The organism is Rhizorhabdus histidinilytica, assembly GCF_900167915.1.
Taxonomy (GTDB): Bacteria; Pseudomonadota; Alphaproteobacteria; order Sphingomonadales; family Sphingomonadaceae; genus Rhizorhabdus; species Rhizorhabdus histidinilytica.
Genome location: NZ_FUYM01000010.1, coordinates 167,191 through 184,082 on the forward strand (window position 1 = coordinate 167,191; position 16,892 = coordinate 184,082).

Below are 16,892 nucleotides of genomic sequence, written 5' to 3' on the forward strand. Positions count from 1 at the left end.
AATATGGGCGTATCTGGTGAAGATGCCGACTCTATCGACGCCTGTAACGAAAATACCATACCTCGTGCCCCTTGGCGCGGGCTTTGGCTTCGTAGCGGGTTTCGGGCCAGTCGTCGGGGCGGACGAGGAAGTCGGACGGGTGCTCGCCCAGCCATTCGAAGTCGGGCGACCGGCCCATCACCATCATCGCCCAGCGGACGTAGACCGGGTGATCGGTACCGAAGCGGAACTCGCCGCCCGGCTTCATCTTGCGCGCGATCAGGCCGATCGGACCGGCGTTCATGAAGCGGCGCTTGGCGTGGCGCGCCTTGGGCCAGGGATCGGGGTGCAGCAGCCAGGCGCGGTCGAGCGAAGCATCGGGCAGCCGTTCGAGCACCTCGATCGCGTCGCCCATGTGGATGCGGACATTGGCGAGGCCGAGCTCGTCGATCTTCATCAGCGCGCCGACCACGCCGTCGAGAAAGGGCTCGCAGCCGATGAAGCCGTGGCCCTGCCGCTGGCTCGCCTGCCACGCCATATGCTCGCCCTTGCCGAAGCCGATCTCCAGCTCGAGCGGACGCCCCTGCCCCTCGGCGTCGCCGAACAGTGTGGACGCGGTCAGCTCGCCCGCCTCGGGCACGGAGATTTCGGGCAACAGCCGCTCAACCAGCTCGGCCTGGCCCTGGCGCAGCTTGTGGCCCTGGCGCCGGCCATAGAGGCGGCGGATCGTCAAAGGATCGTTCATCGGGAAACCATCACTCGTCGACGCGGCTGATCTCGTAGACAGCGGCGGGCGGAAGGTTGCGGAGCGTGCTCGACAGGCGGCGGGCCTTCAGGCCGAGTCGGTCGAGCACCGGACGGCGGACCGGGCAGACCGGGCTGTAGCTGAACTGGTAGAAGCGGCCGCCGGGGCGCATCAGTCCGAAGCAGCCCGCCATGATCTTCATCTGCTGCCCGGCGTTCATGCTGAGAATCGGCAGGCCCGAGATCGTCGCTCCGGCGAGGTCGCCGTCGAACAGCGCACGGTGCCGCCGCACCCGCGCCGCATCGCCGCGCAGGATGCGGGCCTGGGGGAAACGGGTTTCGAGCAGCCGGGCGAAATCGGCTTCGTTCTCGACGAGGACGAGGTCAGACTGCTGGAGGCCGCGTTCGAGCAGCGCCTTGGTGAAGACGCCGGTGCCGGGGCCCAGCTCGATCACGGGGGCCATGTCGGGGGTGATCTCCGCAGTGATCAGCCGGGCGAGCGACGGACCCGACGGCGCCACCGCCGCGATGCCGAGCGGATCCTTCGCCCAGGCACGCAGGAAGGCCGCGAGATCAGACATGGGCGCTCCGCTCGACGTCACGCCGATGCCCCTAGGCCCATTTGCCGCCGGGTGGAAGCACCTGACCGTCGGGACATCACGAAAAGCAGTCCTGGCGCCCCGCACGGATTCGTCCGCGGAGCCCGTTCCCGGATCAGGCCAGAGCGGTCTTGAGCTTGTCGACCAGGTCGGTGCGCTCCCAGGGGAAATGATCGCCTTCGGCCTTGCGGCCGAAATGGCCATAGGCTGCGGTCTTGCGATAGATCGGCTTGTTGAGGCCGAGATGGGTGCGGATGCCGCGCGGCGTGAGGCCGCCCAGTTCCTTGATGCCCTGGATCGCCGCCTCGATCCTGTCGTCGGCGACGGTGCCGGTGCCATGGGTATCGACATAGAGCGACAGCGGCTCGGACACGCCGATCGCATAGGCGAGCTGGATCGTGCAGCGGCGGGCGAGGCCGGCCGCGACGATGTTCTTCGCCAGGTAGCGGGTGACATAGGCCGCCGAACGGTCGACTTTGGTCGGGTCCTTGCCCGAGAAAGCGCCGCCGCCATGCGGCGCCGCGCCGCCATAGGTGTCGACGATGATCTTGCGTCCGGTCAGGCCGGCGTCGCCGTCGGGCCCGCCGATCTCGAAGCTGCCGGTCGGGTTGATATGATAGACGGTCTGGTCGGAGAGGAGATGGGCCGGCAGCACGTCGGCCACCACCTTCTTCACATAGGCCTTGAGCTCGGCCTCCTTCGCGCCCTCGTCATAGCCCTTGCCGTGCTGGGTCGAGACGACGATCGCGGTGCAGGCGACCGGCTTGCCATTCTCGAAGCGCAGCGTGACCTGGCTCTTGGTGTCGGGCTCGAGGAAGGGGGCCGCGCCCGAATGCCGGTCGGCAGCCATCGTCTCGAGAATCTTGTGGCTATAATAGAGCGTCGCCGGCATCAGGTCGGGCGTCTCGTCGCAGGCGAAGCCGAACATGATGCCCTGGTCGCCGGCACCCTCGTCCTTGTTGCCGCTCGCGTCCACGCCCTGGGCGATGTGCGCCGACTGACCGTGCAGGTTGTTCTCGAAGCGGAAGGTCTGCCAGTGGAAGCCGTCCTGCTCATAGCCGATCGCCTTGACGGTCTCGCGCACCGTCCGCTCGATCTCCTCCTCCGCGCCCGGCGCCCAGGCGCCGTTCTCATACACGCCCTTGCAGCGGATCTCCCCCGCCAGCACGACGAGCTGGGTCGTCGTCAGCGTCTCGCACGCGATCCGCGCCTCCGGATCCTTCGACAGGAACAGGTCGACGATCGCATCGGAGATCTGGTCCGCAACCTTGTCCGGATGGCCTTCGGACACGCTTTCCGACGTGAAGAGATAATTGCTGCGCATGGGTATCGGTGAGCCTTCTTGAATGACCGCCGCCTGTTAGCCAACAAACGGACATAAGGATATAAAGACTTCGTTATATGTCCCTTAGCGGCGCTTGAAGGCGATGGCAATTCCGCCCGCGATCAGCAGCGCCGCGAACAGCAGCGGCAGCAGGTTGCCGAAGCGTGCGAACGGCGTCGCCGGGCGCGGCGGCGGCAGCGTCGCGTCGATCGCGCCGGCCGTGTGCCAGGCGAGGCTGTGGAGCAGCCGCCCGTCGGCATCGACCACCGCCGAGATGCCGGTCGGCGTCGATCGGATCACCGGAAGCCCCTCCTCCACCGCGCGCAGCCGCGCCTGGGCGAGGTGCTGCGGCGGGCCCCAGCGGCCGAACCAGGCGTCGTTGGAGGGGTTGAACAGGAAGTCGGGACGGTTGGCGGCATCGACGACCTGGCCCGAGAAGATGATCTCGTAGCAGATCTGGATGCCGGCCTTGCCGAAGCCCGGGACGGCGATCGTCGCCGGGCCGGGCCCCGACCAGAAATCGACGTCGCCGGGCACCAGCCGCGACAGGCCGATCGCCGACAGGATCGTGCGCGCCGGCAGATATTCGCCATAGGGAACGAGGTGCGCCTTGTCGTAGCGGCCGAGAATGTCGCCCCGCGCATCGAGCGCGAACAGGCTGTTGTGCGCGCCGACCAACTCGCCCGCCTTGTCGAAGAGCAGCGCGTCGCCGCCTAGCAGGACCTTGTCCTTCGGCCCCAGCAGGCCGGCGATCCGCGATCGCGCCGGAGGATCGAGCTCGAGGAAGTCGGCGGTCGCCGCCTCGGGCCAGAGGATCAGCCGCGGCTGCGGTCCGGGCTTGCCGCTCAGCTCGCTCAACCGGCGGAAATTGGCGAGCTGGAGCTTGGGGTCCCACTTCTCGTTCTGGTTGATGTTAGGCTGGACGACCACGATGCGCGGCCCGGCGCGCGGCGGCAGCGGGCGCAGCAACCAGGCCGACAGGATCTGCGCGAGCATGGCGACAAGGAGCGCCCAGCCGACCCGCTGCCAGCGCCGGCGCTTGGTGCCCGGCAGGAAAGCGAACAGCCAGATGCCCGACAGCAGCACGATCCAACCCGACAAGCCGTAGGTGCCGACCAGCCGGGTGAGGCCGATCCAGGCCGGCTCGGCGCTGGTCGGCGCGACCATCACGGCGCCGAGCGGGTTCCACGCGAAACCGGTGAAGGCGATGCTGCGCAGATATTCGGCGACGATCCAGCAGCCGGCGAATAGCGGGACGAAGGCGAAGGGGCTGGGCGCCGCGACCGGCGGTGCCGCCGCCTGGGGCTCCATCCCTGCGGGGATCAGCCCCTTGAGCTTGCTGAGCCGTTGGTCGCGCTCGATCCGGCTGCGCCGCGCCTCCGCCAGCCCCGGCAACCGGTTGAGCGCCCAGGCGCCGAGCCCGGCGAGCATCGGGAACAGCGCGAGGTAGAGCGCAAGCAGGAACACGGCGATGCCGCCCAGCCAGTGCGGCATCGCGTCCTGGAAGGTGAAGGCGGTGGCGATCCAGTTGTTCCCGAAGGTGAAGTGGCCGACGCCGAAGCACCAGCCACGCCACGCCGCGTCTCGCGCGCGTGTTGCGGCGAGCAACAGCCCCATCAGCCCCGCCATGCACAGCAGCGTGACGAACCACCAGTTGAGCGGCGCGAAACCAAGCGCCGAGACGAGTCCCAGGCCGAATGCGATCGCCGGGTATTTGAACGGGATAAGTCTGCGCATCACCCAGCTTGAACCATAGGGACGGTCCCCCATATCGCGACCGCCGCACCGCCGGGAAGAGGCGCGTTCGCCGATCGGCGAAAAAATGCCTGAGGGGCCCGCTTGACAGCCCATGGGGCGCTGCACATATGCCTGCTGGCACTCGCCTTCAGTGAGTGCTAAAAGTTTCCAACCTGAGGGATTCGGCGGGCCGGCCCGGCCCTTGCCGAAAGATTGCTAGGAAAGGGTGAAGCGCATGAGTTTCCGTCCGCTGCACGATCGCGTGCTCGTCCGCCGCGTCGAGGCCGAGGAGAAGACCGCCGGTGGGATCATCATCCCCGACAGCGCCAAGGAAAAGCCGCAGGAAGGCGAAGTCGTCGCCGTCGGTGGCGGCGCCAAGGCCGAGGACGGCAAGGTCACGCCGCTCGACGTCAAGGCCGGCGACAAGATCCTGTTCGGCAAATGGTCGGGCACCGAGGTCAAGATCAACGGTGAAGACCTGCTGATCATGAAGGAATCCGACATCCTGGGCATTGTTGGCTGACACCAACGGCTCGGATCATCGACCAAGCCACCAAGCATGTTCCGATCCCGGCGACCGCCGGGATAACGCGATAGAGAGAAGGAATTACGAACATGGCAGCGAAAGACGTCAAGTTTTCGCGCGACGCCCGTGAGCGCATCCTGCGCGGCGTCGACATCCTCGCCGACGCGGTGAAGGTCACGCTGGGCCCGAAGGGCCGCAACGTCGTCATCGACAAGTCGTTCGGCGCCCCGCGCATCACCAAGGACGGCGTCACCGTCGCCAAGGAAATCGAACTGAAGGACAAGTTCGAGAATATCGGCGCGCAGCTCGTCCGCGAAGTCGCCTCGAAGACCAACGACCTGGCCGGCGACGGCACCACCACCGCCACCGTGCTCGCCCAGGCGATCGTCCGCGAGGGCCTCAAGTCGGTCGCGGCCGGCATGAACCCGATGGACCTGAAGCGCGGCATCGACCTCGCGGTCGGCAAGGTCGTCGAGAACCTCAAGGCCCGCTCGAAGCCGGTCGCCGGTTCGAACGAGGTCGCCCAGGTCGGCATCATCTCGGCCAATGGCGACAAGGAAGTCGGCGAGAAGATCGCGGAAGCGATGGACAAGGTCGGCAAGGAAGGCGTGATCACCGTCGAGGAGGCCAAGGGCCTCGAGTTCGAGCTCGACGTCGTCGAGGGCATGCAGTTCGACCGCGGCTACCTCTCGCCCTACTTCATCACCAACCCGGAGAAGATGCAGGTCGAGCTGACCGACCCGTACATCCTCATCCATGAGAAGAAGCTGTCGAACCTGCAGTCGATCCTGCCGATCCTCGAGGCGGTCGTGCAGTCGGGCCGTCCGCTGCTGATCATCGCCGAGGACATCGAGGGCGAGGCTCTGGCCACCCTGGTCGTCAACAAGCTGCGTGGCGGCCTGAAGGTCGCGGCCGTCAAGGCGCCGGGCTTCGGCGATCGCCGCAAGGCGATGCTCGAGGACATCGCGATCCTGACCAACGGCGAGCTGATCTCCGAGGACCTCGGCATCAAGCTCGAGAACGTCACCATCGGCATGCTCGGCACCGCCAAGCGCGTCACGATCGACAAGGACAACACCACCATCGTCGATGGCGCCGGTGCGGCCGATGCGATCAAGGGCCGCGTCGAGGCGATCCGCAAGCAGATCGAGATCACCACGTCCGACTATGACCGCGAGAAGCTCCAGGAGCGCCTGGCCAAGCTCGCCGGCGGCGTCGCCGTCATCAAGGTCGGCGGTGCGACCGAGGTCGAGGTGAAGGAGCGCAAGGACCGCGTCGACGACGCGCTGCACGCGACCCGCGCGGCCGTCGAGGAGGGCATCGTCCCCGGTGGCGGTACCGCCCTCCTCTATGCGACCAAGGCGCTCGACGGCCTCAAGGGCGCGAACGACGACCAGACCCGCGGCATCGACATCATCCGTCGCGCCATCTCGGCTCCGGTCAAGCAGATCGCCCAGAACGCCGGTCAGGACGGCGCGGTCGTCGCCGGCAACCTGCTGCGCGAGAATGACGAGACCAAGGGCTTCAACGCCGCGACCGACACCTATGAGAACCTCGTCGCCGCCGGCGTGATCGACCCGACCAAGGTCGTCCGCACCGCGCTGCAGGACGCGGCCTCGGTCGCCGGTCTGCTCATCACCACCGAGGCGACGATCGCCGAGCTGCCCGAGGACAAGGCCCCGGCCATGCCCGGCGGCGGCATGGGTGGTATGGGCGGCATGGGCGGCATGGACTTCTAAGCGAGCGATCGCAGAAGTCCGGTCGACCATCCGGTCATCGGAAATGGGAAGGGCCCGGGGAGCGATCCCCGGGCCCTTTCGCTTTGCGCCTACCCCTTGGCGCGCACCGGCGGCAGCGCGTTGCAGATGTCGATTGCTCCGGCGGGGCGGATGAAGAAGTCGTCCTTGCGATTGGCGCGCGCGGTCAGCCAGTCGGCGAAACTCTGCGAATCGGCGCGCATCAGTTCGAACGCCGGGCGTTCGGCAGCGGGCATATCCGATGCGAGGCGCGCGGCGACGATCGCCGGGCGCGGCGTTCCCTCCCGGTAGAAGCCGAGCGCCTCGGTGCCGCGCGGCAGCGCGCTCAGAGCCTCCATCCCCGACAGCACCCGCCCGACCAGCGCGATGTTGCGATCGAGATGGCGCGGGCCATGGCCGATCACCGCGTAAAGCTCCGCTCCGGTGCCGGTATCGGGGGCGAGGTTGCGCCCCGCCCCGACCATGCCATAGCAGTGCGGCAGCCAGGCGAACGTCCCGTCGCTCGCCACCGGCCAGCCGCCGGCATGCCCCACCCGTTCGGCATAGGCGTCGCGATAGGGCATTGTCCGGAAGCCGAGCCCTTTCAGGTCGCGCGCATATTCGGCGGGCGGGCTGGCGACGATGCCGTCGGGCAGCGGCTTCTTCTCGGTCGCGTCGCCCCATTGGACGACATAATTGTCCTGCACGCGGTTGACGGTGATGCCGGCGAACCAGCCGCTGCGCACCAGCCGCCGGATATTGGCGACATGGACCGGCGCGAAGCCGGGCGCGAGCGCGATGACGACGCGCTGGCCGCCCTCGAGATCGACGACGAGCAGATCTTCGGGCGGGACCGCCACCCAGGCGTCGGCGGGCGCCGCCGCGACGATGTCGGTCGAGGAGAGCGGCCGGGCCGGCGGGCTCGATGCGCCGAGCGGCGCCCCGGCGAACAGCAGGGCGGCGAGCGGCGGGAGGGCGAAGCGGAGAGGGTTGTCCATGCACGCATGATACATGCTCCCGCGCCTTGCGGAACCCGTCGCCACCCGCTAGGGAACCGGCCTTCCAGCGCATGCGGAGCGGTGGCCGAGTGGTCGAAGGCGCTCGCCTGGAAAGTGAGTATACGGCAAAACCGTATCGAGGGTTCGAATCCCTCCCGCTCCGCCACGGACCATTCCACAGGGGTCCGCAAACCACCACTGGTTTCGACTTTTCTCTCCTGATTGTTCGCCCATGTGCTTGGGGACAAGGTGGAGAGCGCCTGCGACCACGCGGCCTATGTGTCGCGCCGAAGAGAACGCGCGAAGGTCTGGGCCGATAGCTCAGCCTGATCCTTTGTTCTGGTCGATCGGCCGGTGAAGGAAATCGGTCTGCGCTCGCGACGAAGACCGCCGTCGCGCACCGAGCCAGGCTTGCGTTCCCGGTTCAGCCGCCTTGGAACCGCACGAACCCCTTGCGGACCAAGCCGGTGCGGTGTCGTCGCATACGCGCCGTCCAGGGCGTATTGGCGGCCTCCTTCCAGGTTTCGCCCGCAACGACCGCCAATTCGCTGAGATGATAGCTTGCGAGATAGCGCGGCGAATCCGTTTCGCTGCGGAACCGCCGCGCCATCATCACCCCGTCGACCGCCGCCATGCGCGGCAGATGTTCGGTGTCGTACCAATCGTTGAACTCATCCTCATGCGCAGCATCGATGTCCATGAGGTTGAGCAGCAGACCGCCCGCCCCCGTGGGAGCGACCGCCCCACCCGGCCCGATCTCCACGCCCGTCCATAGCCAGCCGGAGCCGTCGTCCGGCAACCGCAGCGGCGAAACGGCATCGCAGAGCAGCAGGCGCCCCGCAGAGGTGGAGACGGGATTGGTCAGATCCTTCTCGATCCACCCCACCGCGCTCAACAGGGCTGCGTCGTCGGGAGGGGCCGGCGGCCCCCGCCTCTCCTCCTCCGCCATCCGCAGCGTGAAGGCGAGCCATCGGAGGCCTGCCTCCTTCATGCGGGGAAAGCGCGGGTATAGAGCTTGCGGCAATTGCCTTCGTAAATCTTGGCGCGATCCTCGTCGTTCAGCCATTCGATGCCGTCGATGACCCGCTTGAGGTCGTCGAGTTCGTGCCCCCACTCCGGATTGAATACGGACGCGGTGCCGGGCCGCTCGGTGCCGAACAGGCAGTTCTCGGGGCCACAGATCCGGAACAGCAGCTCGAGCCCTTCGACCGAATAGACACAGGTGTCGAAATAGAGCTGCTTCAGCTTCGCGTCGAAATCCTGGTTGCGTCGGATATGGCCCGCCCGGAAACGACCGATCTGGTAGGGGATCGCGCCGCCGCCGTGCGAGATGATCATCTTCAGCTTGGGAAAGTCCTGGAACACGCGGGAGCTCAACAGCGACATGATCGCGATGCTGCCCTCGTTGATGAATTTCAACGTATAGGATTCACGCGGATGACAGCAGCCGGCCGAATGGACCAGCACCGGAATGTCGAGTTCGCAGATCTTCTCGTAGAGCGGATACCAGAATTCGTCGCCCAGCCCCGGCGGCGGCGGGCCGTCGCCTTCCATCGGATCGGGGTTGAGAAGACAGCCGACGAAGCCGAGTTCGGTAACTGCGCGCTCGAGCTCCTCGATGCAGGCGGCGGGGCTGCTGTCGCGGAACTGCGGCAGTCCGGCGATCCCGCGGAAACGGTCGGGCGCCGTGCGGACATGGGCATGGATGAGGTCGTTGTTGTAGCGAGCCCAGGTGAGCGGCACGCTCGCCGGGGCGAGCGAGTGCATCTGCAGATAGGGACGCGGCGACAGGAACTGCATGTCGGTGCCCACCTCATCCATCTGCTTCAGCAGGCCCCGTACCGTCTTATGGATCACCTCATCGGGGGGAAGCTTCGCCAGCGACCTGGGATTGTTCCGGCTGCCCGTGAGGGTCGCCATGTGCCGGTAGGAGATATCGTCGAGGACGACATGGGCGTGGGAATCGATGATCATGATGCCTCCTTGGCGACGGCGAGCACTTCGAGCTGGACGAGGACGGCGCCGCGCAGGTCCATCACCTGCACGTGACGGGCGGGCCGTCGGGCCGGATCGGGATAATGGGCGAGCCAGACCGGGTTGATCGCGTTCCGGTCCTCCTCGCGCTTGACGTAGATGGTGAAGCGGACGACGTCGCCGAGGTCCATGTCCGCTTCGGCGAGGACGAGGCCGAGATTGCGGAAGCAGTTCGCCACCTGTCCTGCGGCATCCTCCGGCATCCTGCCGGTATCGGCATCGCGGCCCATGATGCCCGAGGTCGCCAGGATCGGCCCGACGCGGCACGCGAGCGGGATCGGCGCGCTATGACCGATCTTGTCGACATGGATGCTCTTCTGACGCAAGACGCCCTCCCTCAATGCCACTCGGCGAAGGCGACGCCGGTCCCGGTGCCTGCCGCGGTACGGTAGCAGGGCAGATATTCGTGCCACTGCATCTGCAGATGCTCGACCGCACCCGCAGCGCAGATCCAGTTGCGGATTTCCGAGCTTCCCGAATTGATTCTCGTGCGGTCGATCCCGCACAAGGCGTCGGGGTCCTTCCGGCGCATCGCCTCGATCAGGCCCCGGTCGAGATCCTCGTCGACGACGAAATGGCTGAGCCCGCCCGACGCGATGATGCCGACCCGCTTGTCCTCCGGATAGCTCTCCACCGCCGTACGGATCGCCCTGCCCAGCGCATAGCAGCGGCGCGGCGTCGGCTGGTTGGGCGGATAATAGGTGTTCAGCGCGACCGGCACGATCGGGATGTCGGCCCCCGAGACCTGCTTGTGGATGAAGCCGAAGGCATGCCCCTCGCCTTCGCCATCGGGCAGGCGATCCGATGTCGAGATGTCGAATTCCTGTTCGACCAGGGCGGCAATCAGATGGCGGGCGAGCCCCGCGTCGACGGGATAGTCGCGCATCCCCTCGGCCTCATAATAGCCGCCGCGGGCGCGCTGGAACCAGGCCACCCTGTTCGGCTTGACGAGGTGCCGCGGCACATTACGGATCGTGCTGCCGTAGTAGACGAGGATGCTGGGCAGATTGTCCTCATGATAGAGTTCCTTCTGGTCGTCGCCGACGACGATCAGCGCATCGAGCTGCGCATCCCTGATCGCCGCGCGGACGCGATCGAGCCCAGCCTGCGAGGCGACGAACCGCCGGTCGAGAGCATCCGGGGCGATCAGCTCCGCGACGCCGGCCGGGGCCGAACGGAGCAGTTCGTCGAAGGTTGCCGGTCTGCCGCTCGTGTCGAGGAAACTGCCCATTGCGTCGCGCTCGACGAACTTGCCCCAGTCCTCGATCTCCATGTTGAGCATGGGCGTGTGCGAAACGCCGAAGCCGTGCGTCAGTCGTGCCATCCGAGATCCTCATCCTGTCGCCGCGAGGCGAGTGCGCCCTTCATTTCGCAGCCAGCGCGTCCGGCATCGGACCATCCAAGGACGGCCGGGCGCGCAGCGTCAACAGCATCATGAACGGGATCGACGCGAAAGCGGCGAAGACCAGATAGGATGCCGAGAGCGGCAGGCCGGCGCCGATCATCAGCCCCCCGAGCATCGGCCCGAACGCCGCGCCGAACCGCCCGAACCCCACGACCGCCCCGACACCCGTGCTGCGGACGAGCGCCGGATATTGGCGCGAGGTGACGATCATCAGGCCGCTGAACCCGCCGAGCGTGAAGAAGCTGATCAACGTCGCCGCCGCGAACATGCCAAACGCATTGGGCGCGATCAGTCCGAAACCGGCCAGCGAGATTGCCGCCCCCAGGAAATAGAAGGCGGTGAGCCGAACGGTGTCGGTGCGGCTCGAAAGGACCCCCATGCTGAGATTGCCGGCGATCGCCCCCGTGCCGGTGAACACCCCGCTGGAGATCGCCAGATGCGCGGCCACGCCCGCATCGGCAAGAACATGCGGCGTCCAGTTCAGATGATAATAGCTGACCACCGTATAGCCCATCGAGGCCGCCCAGAGCAGCAGCGAGGGCCGCCGCAAGGGCGGCCTCAGCAGGCTCGGCAAGCCGCCGCCCCGCTTCACCTTCTCGCTAGGCGACGGCAGCACCGACAGCGGCGCACGGCCGATCCTGGCGAAAATGCGGTTGATGCGCGCCAGTGCGTTGCGCGGGTGCGATTCCATCAGGAATTCGACCGACTCGGGCAAGAGGAACAAGCTGACCGCGAAGATCAGCAGGTTCACCGATCCGCCGACGATGAAGAAGGAGCGCCACCCATAATCGTCAGCGAGCGAAGCCGCGACGATTCCCATCAGGCTGGCCCCCAGCGCGAAACCGATATGAAAGACCGCTATGAAGAAATTGCCCCATCGGCGGTTGGTATATTCGACGATGATCACGGTCAGGCTCGCCAGCAGCGTACCCAGGCCTATTCCGGTCAGTAGACGGACCGCGGCCAGCATCGGCACCGTGTCAGCGACACCGGTGAGCAGCATGCAGATGGTGATGCCGCCGAAGGCGGAAAGAATGATCACCCGCCGGCCGACCCTGTCGGCGAGGGGAGCCAGACCGAATGCGCCGATCGCCATGCCGACCGGCGCCGCGGCGAAGACCATCCCGAGGACCTCCGGGGTGATCTGCCACTGCCGCGCGATCAACGGGGCGGCATAAGCCATCACGATGACGTCGGCGCCATCCGCCATGTTGATCACGCAACACAGCAGGACGACCGCGAACTGGAACGGCGTCATCGGAGCGTCCGCCATCGCCTTGGGAGCATCCTGATCCACGCGCGCCGCCTTTCGCCTCTTTATAAAAATACGTAATTATGACTTATTAGTTTTTACTAGCAGTGCGATCTGCGCTGTGCAACCCGCCCCAGGGCTAGATTTTTCCCCAGCAAGTCCTTGGCAAACCCTTCGCCAGGCGGCAGGATAGCTGCTACCAAAAATCTAGCTGATTGATTGATTCATCACGAGAGAGGGCGGATGCAGGACCATGGCGAGCGATCGAATCCATCACGGCGAGACCTTCTCCTGGGCGGCGCGGCGCTGATGGCCGGAACGCTCGCATCGAGCGACGCCGTCGCACGGGCTGCCGGTCCGCGCATCATCAAGACGCTCACCTTCATGGCCCGCAAACCGGGCACGACCCATGCCGAGTTCATGCGCTACTGGCTGGACGTCCATGCCCCGATGGCGCTGCGCGTGCCGGGCATGCGAGGGATGATCTGCAACGAGGTGACGCTGGTCTCCACCGCTTCGGCGCACCTGCCGGGCGGGCCGCGGATCGAGATCGACGGCATTGCCGAATCCTGGAAGGAGGAGACAAGCTCGCTCCAGAATCCGGCCGCTCCCGAGGCCGCCAAGGCATGGTATGCCGACGGCCCATTGTTCGTCGGGCAGATCAAGGGCTTCCGCGTCAGCGAGAATGTCTTCGTACCTCCGAAGCGGGGCGGCGATGGATTGATCGCGCTGCTCAAGCGCAAGCCCGGACAGAGCCACGCCCAGTTTGCCAAGCATTGGCTCGAGGTGCATGGACCGATGGCGCGGGACGTGCCGGAAGTGTCGGGCCTCATCCTCAACGAGGTAATCGCGGAAGCGCGGCGCGGCGACATAGCACCACTGGCCGGGTTCGGCGAGATCGACGGCATCGCGCAGTCCTTTCGCGAGGATATGGACGCACCACCCTCTCCGCAGCGCGAGCGCTGGTACGCCGACGGCAAGGCCAGCATCGGCGAAGCGATCGGCTACCGCACCCGCGAACATGTGATCATCCAACCAAGCTGAAACGCTGCCAGTCAGGACGCACGATGACCCAAACCCTTCTCGACCGCCTGGGCAGGCTCGATGCCTGCTGCATATCCGACGCCGCCGACCAACTCGGGCTTCCTCCCGCCGTCACCGGGATCGGCTGGCAATCCGTCCGACGCCGCATTGCCGGGCGCGTGACGACGGTAACGTTGGCGCCGGGCACCCCACCCAATGGATCGCATCGCCATCTCTGCACCTCCGCCATCGAGCGCGCGGGGCCAGGCGACATCGTCGTCGTCGAACAGCGCACGGGCGTCGACGCCGCCGGCTGGGGCGGGATTCTTTCCAACGCGGCGCAGATGCGCGGGCTGGCCGGCGTGATCGTGGAAGGGCCGGCCCGCGACATCGACGAAGCCGCGGAACTCGGCTTTCCGGTCTACAGCCGATCGACCACCTGTCGGACGGCGCGCGGCCGCATCTTCGAGATCGCATCGGGCGAGCCGGTGACGGTCGGCGACACCCTGGTCAGCGACGGCGACTATGTGGTCGCCGACAGCAGCGGCGTCGTCTTCGTACCCACTGCGCGAATCGAGGAGCTGCTTGCCGCCGCCGAAAGGATATCAGCCCGCGAGGCGGCGATGACCGAGGCGGTGCGCGCGGGCGAGCCGGTCGGCCAGGTGATGGGCGCGCGCTACGAGAACATGCTCAGCGAGACGGAGGCGGCGCAATGAGCGACGACAATCTCGATCGCGCCGGCCGGCTCGACACCGCGACGCTGAGCGACGCGATGGACAAGCTCGGCATCGGCGGCCAATGCCTCGGCATCAAGCCGCTCGACCCCGCCTTCCGCCTGCTGGGCCGCGCCGTCACCTTCCAATATGCGGCCGCCGCCAGTCCGGCCGGCAGTGTCGGCGACTATATCGACGACGTCCCGCCCGGCAGCGTCGTGGTGCTCGACAATGGCGGGCGGGAGGATGCGACCGTCTGGGGCGATATCCTCACCTCGGTAGCGCACCGTCGCGGCATAGCCGGTACATTGATCGACGGGGCCTGCCGCGACACCGACCTCGCCCGCTCGCTCGGCTATCCGGTGTTCAGCCGGAGCTATTCGATGCGGACCGGCAAGGATCGCGTGCAGTTGGAAACCAGCGACACGGTGGTGACGATCGGCGACGCCCGCGTCGCCCCCGGCGACATCGTCCGCGGTGATGCCGACGGCGCCGTCGTGCTGCCCCGTTCCCATGAGGATGCGATCCTCGCCGCCGCCGAGGAGATCGAACGGGCCGAAGCCTCGATCAGGACCGCGCTCGATCAGGGCATGCGGCTCGACGAGGCACGCAAGCAGTTGAACTATCACCAGCTACAGCGCCGGAACGCGGACTAGGCGGTCCGCGATCCGATTGCATCGGATCGATCGCTCCGGCTATTTGCCTTGCCTTGATTTCCGAGCCCGCCTGGTTCGTTCGTCAGGCGCGGCCCGCCTCGCGGCGAATCTCCTCGTCATGCTCGCCCAGCAGCGGCGGCGCGCGATCATAGACGATCCGCGCATTGTCGAAACGCAGCGGGCTGGCGACCATCGGCAGGCTGCCGGCCACCGGATGATCGAGCCGCACCAGCATCTCGCGATGGACGACCTGGGGGTCGGCGAAGGCGTCGGCCGCCGTGTTGATGGGGGCGCAGGGGACCCCGGCGGCCTCCAGACGTGCGACCCACACCGCCATCTCCTCGCAGGCGAGCGCGGCGATGATCTGGGGCAGGAGCCGCGCCTGGTTGCGCACCCGGCCACCATTGGTGGCGAAGTCGGGATCCGCCGCCAGATCCGGGCGACCGATGGCTCCGCAGAATTTGGCATATTGACCGTCGTTGCCGACCACCACCACGACATGGCCATCCCGGCAGGGGAACACGTCCTGCGGCTGGATGTTCGGATGCTTGTTGCCGGCGCGACGCGGGACGTTGCCCGACACCAGAAAGTTCATCGCCTGGTTCGCCAGCGAACCCACCATCACGTCGAGCATGGCCAGGTCGATATACTCGCCCTCCCCCGTCTCCGCCCGGCGTGCGAGCGCGGCGAGCACCCCGATCGCCGCATACATGCCCGTCATCAGATCGACGACGGGAACGCCGACCTTCTGCGGCCCCGCGCCGGGATGACCATCGGCCTCGCCGGTGACGCTCATCAACCCGCCCATCGCCTGGATCATGAAATCATAGGCGGCCTGCCCGGCGCGCGGGCCACTCTGCCCGAAGCCGGTGATCGAGCAATAGATGATGTCGGGCCGGATGGCCGCCAGATCCGCATAGCCCAGGCCCCACTTGGCAAGACTGCCCGTCTTGTAGTTCTCGAGCACGATGTCCGAATTCCGGGCCAACGACCGCACCAGCGCCTGCCCATCGGGATCGGCCAGATCCGCCTGCACCGACCGCTTGCCGCGATTGGCTGCCAGGAAATAGCCAGCGTCGCCGCGCTCCCCGTCCTCGCCCGTCAGGAAAGGAGGCCCCCATTGCCGGGTATCGTCGCCGACGCCGGGCCTCTCGACCTTGATCACGTCGGCACCGAGATCGGCCAAGATCTGCCCGGCGAAAGGGCCGGCCAGCACCCGGCTGAGGTCGAGGACACGGATATGGCTGAGAGGTCCGGGCACGGTCTTGATCCTGGCTGGAGGAAAGGTTTCAATCGAGCGTGAGGCGCGTCGCCCGGGCCGAGGGGTGATCCTCGAACCTCCGGTACCACGCGGCGAGGCCGTTTCGTCCGTGCCGCCACTCCATGTCCGGGAAACGAAGGTCGAGATAGGCGAGCGCCGACCCGGTGGCGATGTGGCCCAGGTCGAACGCGCCCGCGAAGGTGCGCGCATCGACGTCCAGCCGGTCGAGCGCGGCGGATGCCTTGATCGCATAGGCCGCGTGGATCTCCGCGCTCTGCTCGGCCGCCGGGCGTATCCGCTCCTGGCGCCACAGGAGGATGGCATCGAGCATGGCATCGGCAAAGGCCTGCCGGCGCAGCACATCGAATCGTTGGCGCCCTGCGGACGGCAGCAGGTCCGGCCGCGGCCGGAGGGTAAGCAGATAATCGCAAATCAGGGGAGAATCGAACAGCAGCGTCTCGTCCGAGAGACGCAGGGCAGGTATCGTGCCGAGTGGGTTCTGCTGCATATAGGCGACGTTCGGCCTTCGCCGGTCGACCGGGGTGCGTATCTTTTCGACCTGCCCGGCAAGTCCACATTCGATCAGCACGATCATCACCTTCCGGACGAAGGGCGACTTCGGCGACCAGTGCAATGCGACCGGCAGGGCGAGCGAATCGCCGGCAAGGCTGCGACCTGCGCTCGACGCGTCGGGAAAATATGATGCGGAGGACAAGCGAGGCCCCATCGTACGGGAAGATCAACAATATGGAAACTAGACCAGCTTAAGCTAATGTTCCATAGGAATAAACTAAGATGTAATATCTTCGACCAGCCCGCCTGCCCGACAAGTGGAGGCCGCCAGTGGGAGCGACTTGGAATGGAACCCACTTTGCCTTACGTCAGGATCATGAGCTCGCAGCCAC

17 protein-coding genes and 1 tRNA gene are annotated in these 16,892 nt (G+C 66.7%); 6 read left to right on the forward strand and 12 right to left on the reverse strand.

Features of this window, described 5'->3' with window-relative positions:
- Positions 1-31: 31 nt before the first annotated feature.
- From trmB to lnt, 4 genes are all read right to left on the reverse strand, one after another.
- On the reverse strand, positions 32-724 hold the full coding sequence (trmB, locus tag B5X82_RS20025; RefSeq protein ID WP_079649944.1) for a tRNA (guanine(46)-N(7))-methyltransferase TrmB: 693 nt from the start codon (positions 722-724) through the stop codon (positions 32-34).
- A gap of 10 nt (positions 725-734) precedes the next feature.
- On the reverse strand, positions 735-1,304 hold the full coding sequence (locus tag B5X82_RS20030; RefSeq protein ID WP_079649945.1) for a class I SAM-dependent methyltransferase: 570 nt from the start codon (positions 1,302-1,304) through the stop codon (positions 735-737).
- Between the two features lie 133 nt (positions 1,305-1,437).
- On the reverse strand, positions 1,438-2,646 hold the full coding sequence (gene metK / locus B5X82_RS20035; RefSeq protein WP_079649946.1) for a methionine adenosyltransferase: 1,209 nt from the start codon (positions 2,644-2,646) through the stop codon (positions 1,438-1,440).
- Positions 2,647-2,730: 84 nt separating this feature from the next.
- Positions 2,731-4,497: an apolipoprotein N-acyltransferase gene (lnt, locus tag B5X82_RS20040; RefSeq protein ID WP_079649947.1), complete on the reverse strand. Its 1,767-nt coding sequence runs from the start codon at positions 4,495-4,497 to the stop codon at positions 2,731-2,733.
- A 121-nt stretch (positions 4,498-4,618) separates the two neighbouring features.
- On the opposite strand from lnt, the gene groES reads away from it, so the two are divergent.
- Both groES and groL read left to right on the forward strand, forming a co-directional pair.
- Positions 4,619-4,906, forward strand: a complete 288-nt coding sequence (gene groES / locus B5X82_RS20045; RefSeq protein WP_047166865.1) for a co-chaperone GroES — start codon at positions 4,619-4,621, stop codon at positions 4,904-4,906.
- A 92-nt stretch (positions 4,907-4,998) separates the two neighbouring features.
- A complete protein-coding gene (gene groL / locus B5X82_RS20050) occupies positions 4,999-6,648 on the forward strand; it encodes a chaperonin GroEL (RefSeq protein ID WP_079649948.1) in 1,650 nt (549 codons plus the stop codon).
- Between the two features lie 89 nt (positions 6,649-6,737).
- On the opposite strand, the gene B5X82_RS20055 is transcribed toward groL, so the two are convergent.
- On the reverse strand, positions 6,738-7,643 hold the full coding sequence (locus B5X82_RS20055; RefSeq protein WP_079649949.1) for a peptidylprolyl isomerase: 906 nt from the start codon (positions 7,641-7,643) through the stop codon (positions 6,738-6,740).
- A gap of 75 nt (positions 7,644-7,718) precedes the next feature.
- Between B5X82_RS20055 and B5X82_RS20060 the strand changes: the two genes are divergently transcribed.
- Positions 7,719-7,809 (forward strand) — tRNA-Ser (locus tag B5X82_RS20060).
- Between the two features lie 258 nt (positions 7,810-8,067).
- Here the strand turns inward: B5X82_RS20060 and B5X82_RS20065 are convergent.
- From B5X82_RS20065 to B5X82_RS20085, 5 genes are read right to left on the reverse strand one after another with little or no spacing between them, the layout of a single operon-like run.
- Positions 8,068-8,634, reverse strand: a complete 567-nt coding sequence (locus B5X82_RS20065; RefSeq protein ID WP_079649950.1) for a DUF4286 family protein — start codon at positions 8,632-8,634, stop codon at positions 8,068-8,070.
- Positions 8,631-9,617, reverse strand: a complete 987-nt coding sequence (locus B5X82_RS20070) for an amidohydrolase family protein (protein ID WP_079649951.1) — start codon at positions 9,615-9,617, stop codon at positions 8,631-8,633. The genes B5X82_RS20065 and B5X82_RS20070 overlap by 4 nt, the downstream gene beginning before the upstream one ends.
- Complete coding sequence (locus tag B5X82_RS20075) at positions 9,614-10,003, reverse strand: RidA family protein (protein WP_079649952.1); 390 nt, start codon at positions 10,001-10,003, stop codon at positions 9,614-9,616. Before B5X82_RS20075 ends, B5X82_RS20070 begins: the two co-directional genes overlap by 4 nt.
- Before the next feature lie 11 nt (positions 10,004-10,014).
- Positions 10,015-11,001, reverse strand: coding sequence for a DODA-type extradiol aromatic ring-opening family dioxygenase (locus B5X82_RS20080; protein ID WP_235862738.1), 987 nt, complete (start codon positions 10,999-11,001; stop codon positions 10,015-10,017).
- 40 nt (positions 11,002-11,041) lie between these two features.
- Complete coding sequence (locus B5X82_RS20085; RefSeq protein ID WP_139385143.1) at positions 11,042-12,379, reverse strand: MFS transporter; 1,338 nt, start codon at positions 12,377-12,379, stop codon at positions 11,042-11,044.
- A 264-nt stretch (positions 12,380-12,643) separates the two neighbouring features.
- Here B5X82_RS20085 and B5X82_RS20090 point away from each other — a divergent pair, with 264 nt between their 5' ends.
- From B5X82_RS20090 to B5X82_RS20100, 3 genes are read left to right on the forward strand one after another with little or no spacing between them, the layout of a single operon-like run.
- Entirely contained in the window at positions 12,644-13,378 is a 735-nt protein-coding gene (locus tag B5X82_RS20090) for an EthD domain-containing protein (RefSeq protein ID WP_223811078.1), read from the forward strand.
- A 23-nt stretch (positions 13,379-13,401) separates the two neighbouring features.
- On the forward strand, positions 13,402-14,073 hold the full coding sequence (locus tag B5X82_RS20095; RefSeq protein ID WP_079649955.1) for an RraA family protein: 672 nt from the start codon (positions 13,402-13,404) through the stop codon (positions 14,071-14,073).
- Positions 14,070-14,726, forward strand: a complete 657-nt coding sequence (locus B5X82_RS20100) for an RraA family protein (RefSeq protein WP_079649956.1) — start codon at positions 14,070-14,072, stop codon at positions 14,724-14,726. Before B5X82_RS20095 ends, B5X82_RS20100 begins: the two co-directional genes overlap by 4 nt.
- An 82-nt stretch (positions 14,727-14,808) precedes the next feature.
- On the opposite strand, the gene B5X82_RS20105 is transcribed toward B5X82_RS20100, so the two are convergent.
- The gene (locus B5X82_RS20105) at positions 14,809-15,987 is read right to left on the reverse strand and encodes a CaiB/BaiF CoA transferase family protein (protein ID WP_079649957.1); all 1,179 of its coding nucleotides are present in this window, start codon (positions 15,985-15,987) and stop codon (positions 14,809-14,811) included.
- A 28-nt stretch (positions 15,988-16,015) separates the two neighbouring features.
- Positions 16,016-16,714 carry a glutathione S-transferase family protein gene (locus tag B5X82_RS20110; protein WP_079649958.1) on the reverse strand — a complete coding sequence of 233 codons (699 nt, stop codon included), beginning with the start codon at positions 16,712-16,714 and terminating at the stop codon, positions 16,016-16,018.
- Positions 16,715-16,892 lie beyond the last annotated feature (178 nt).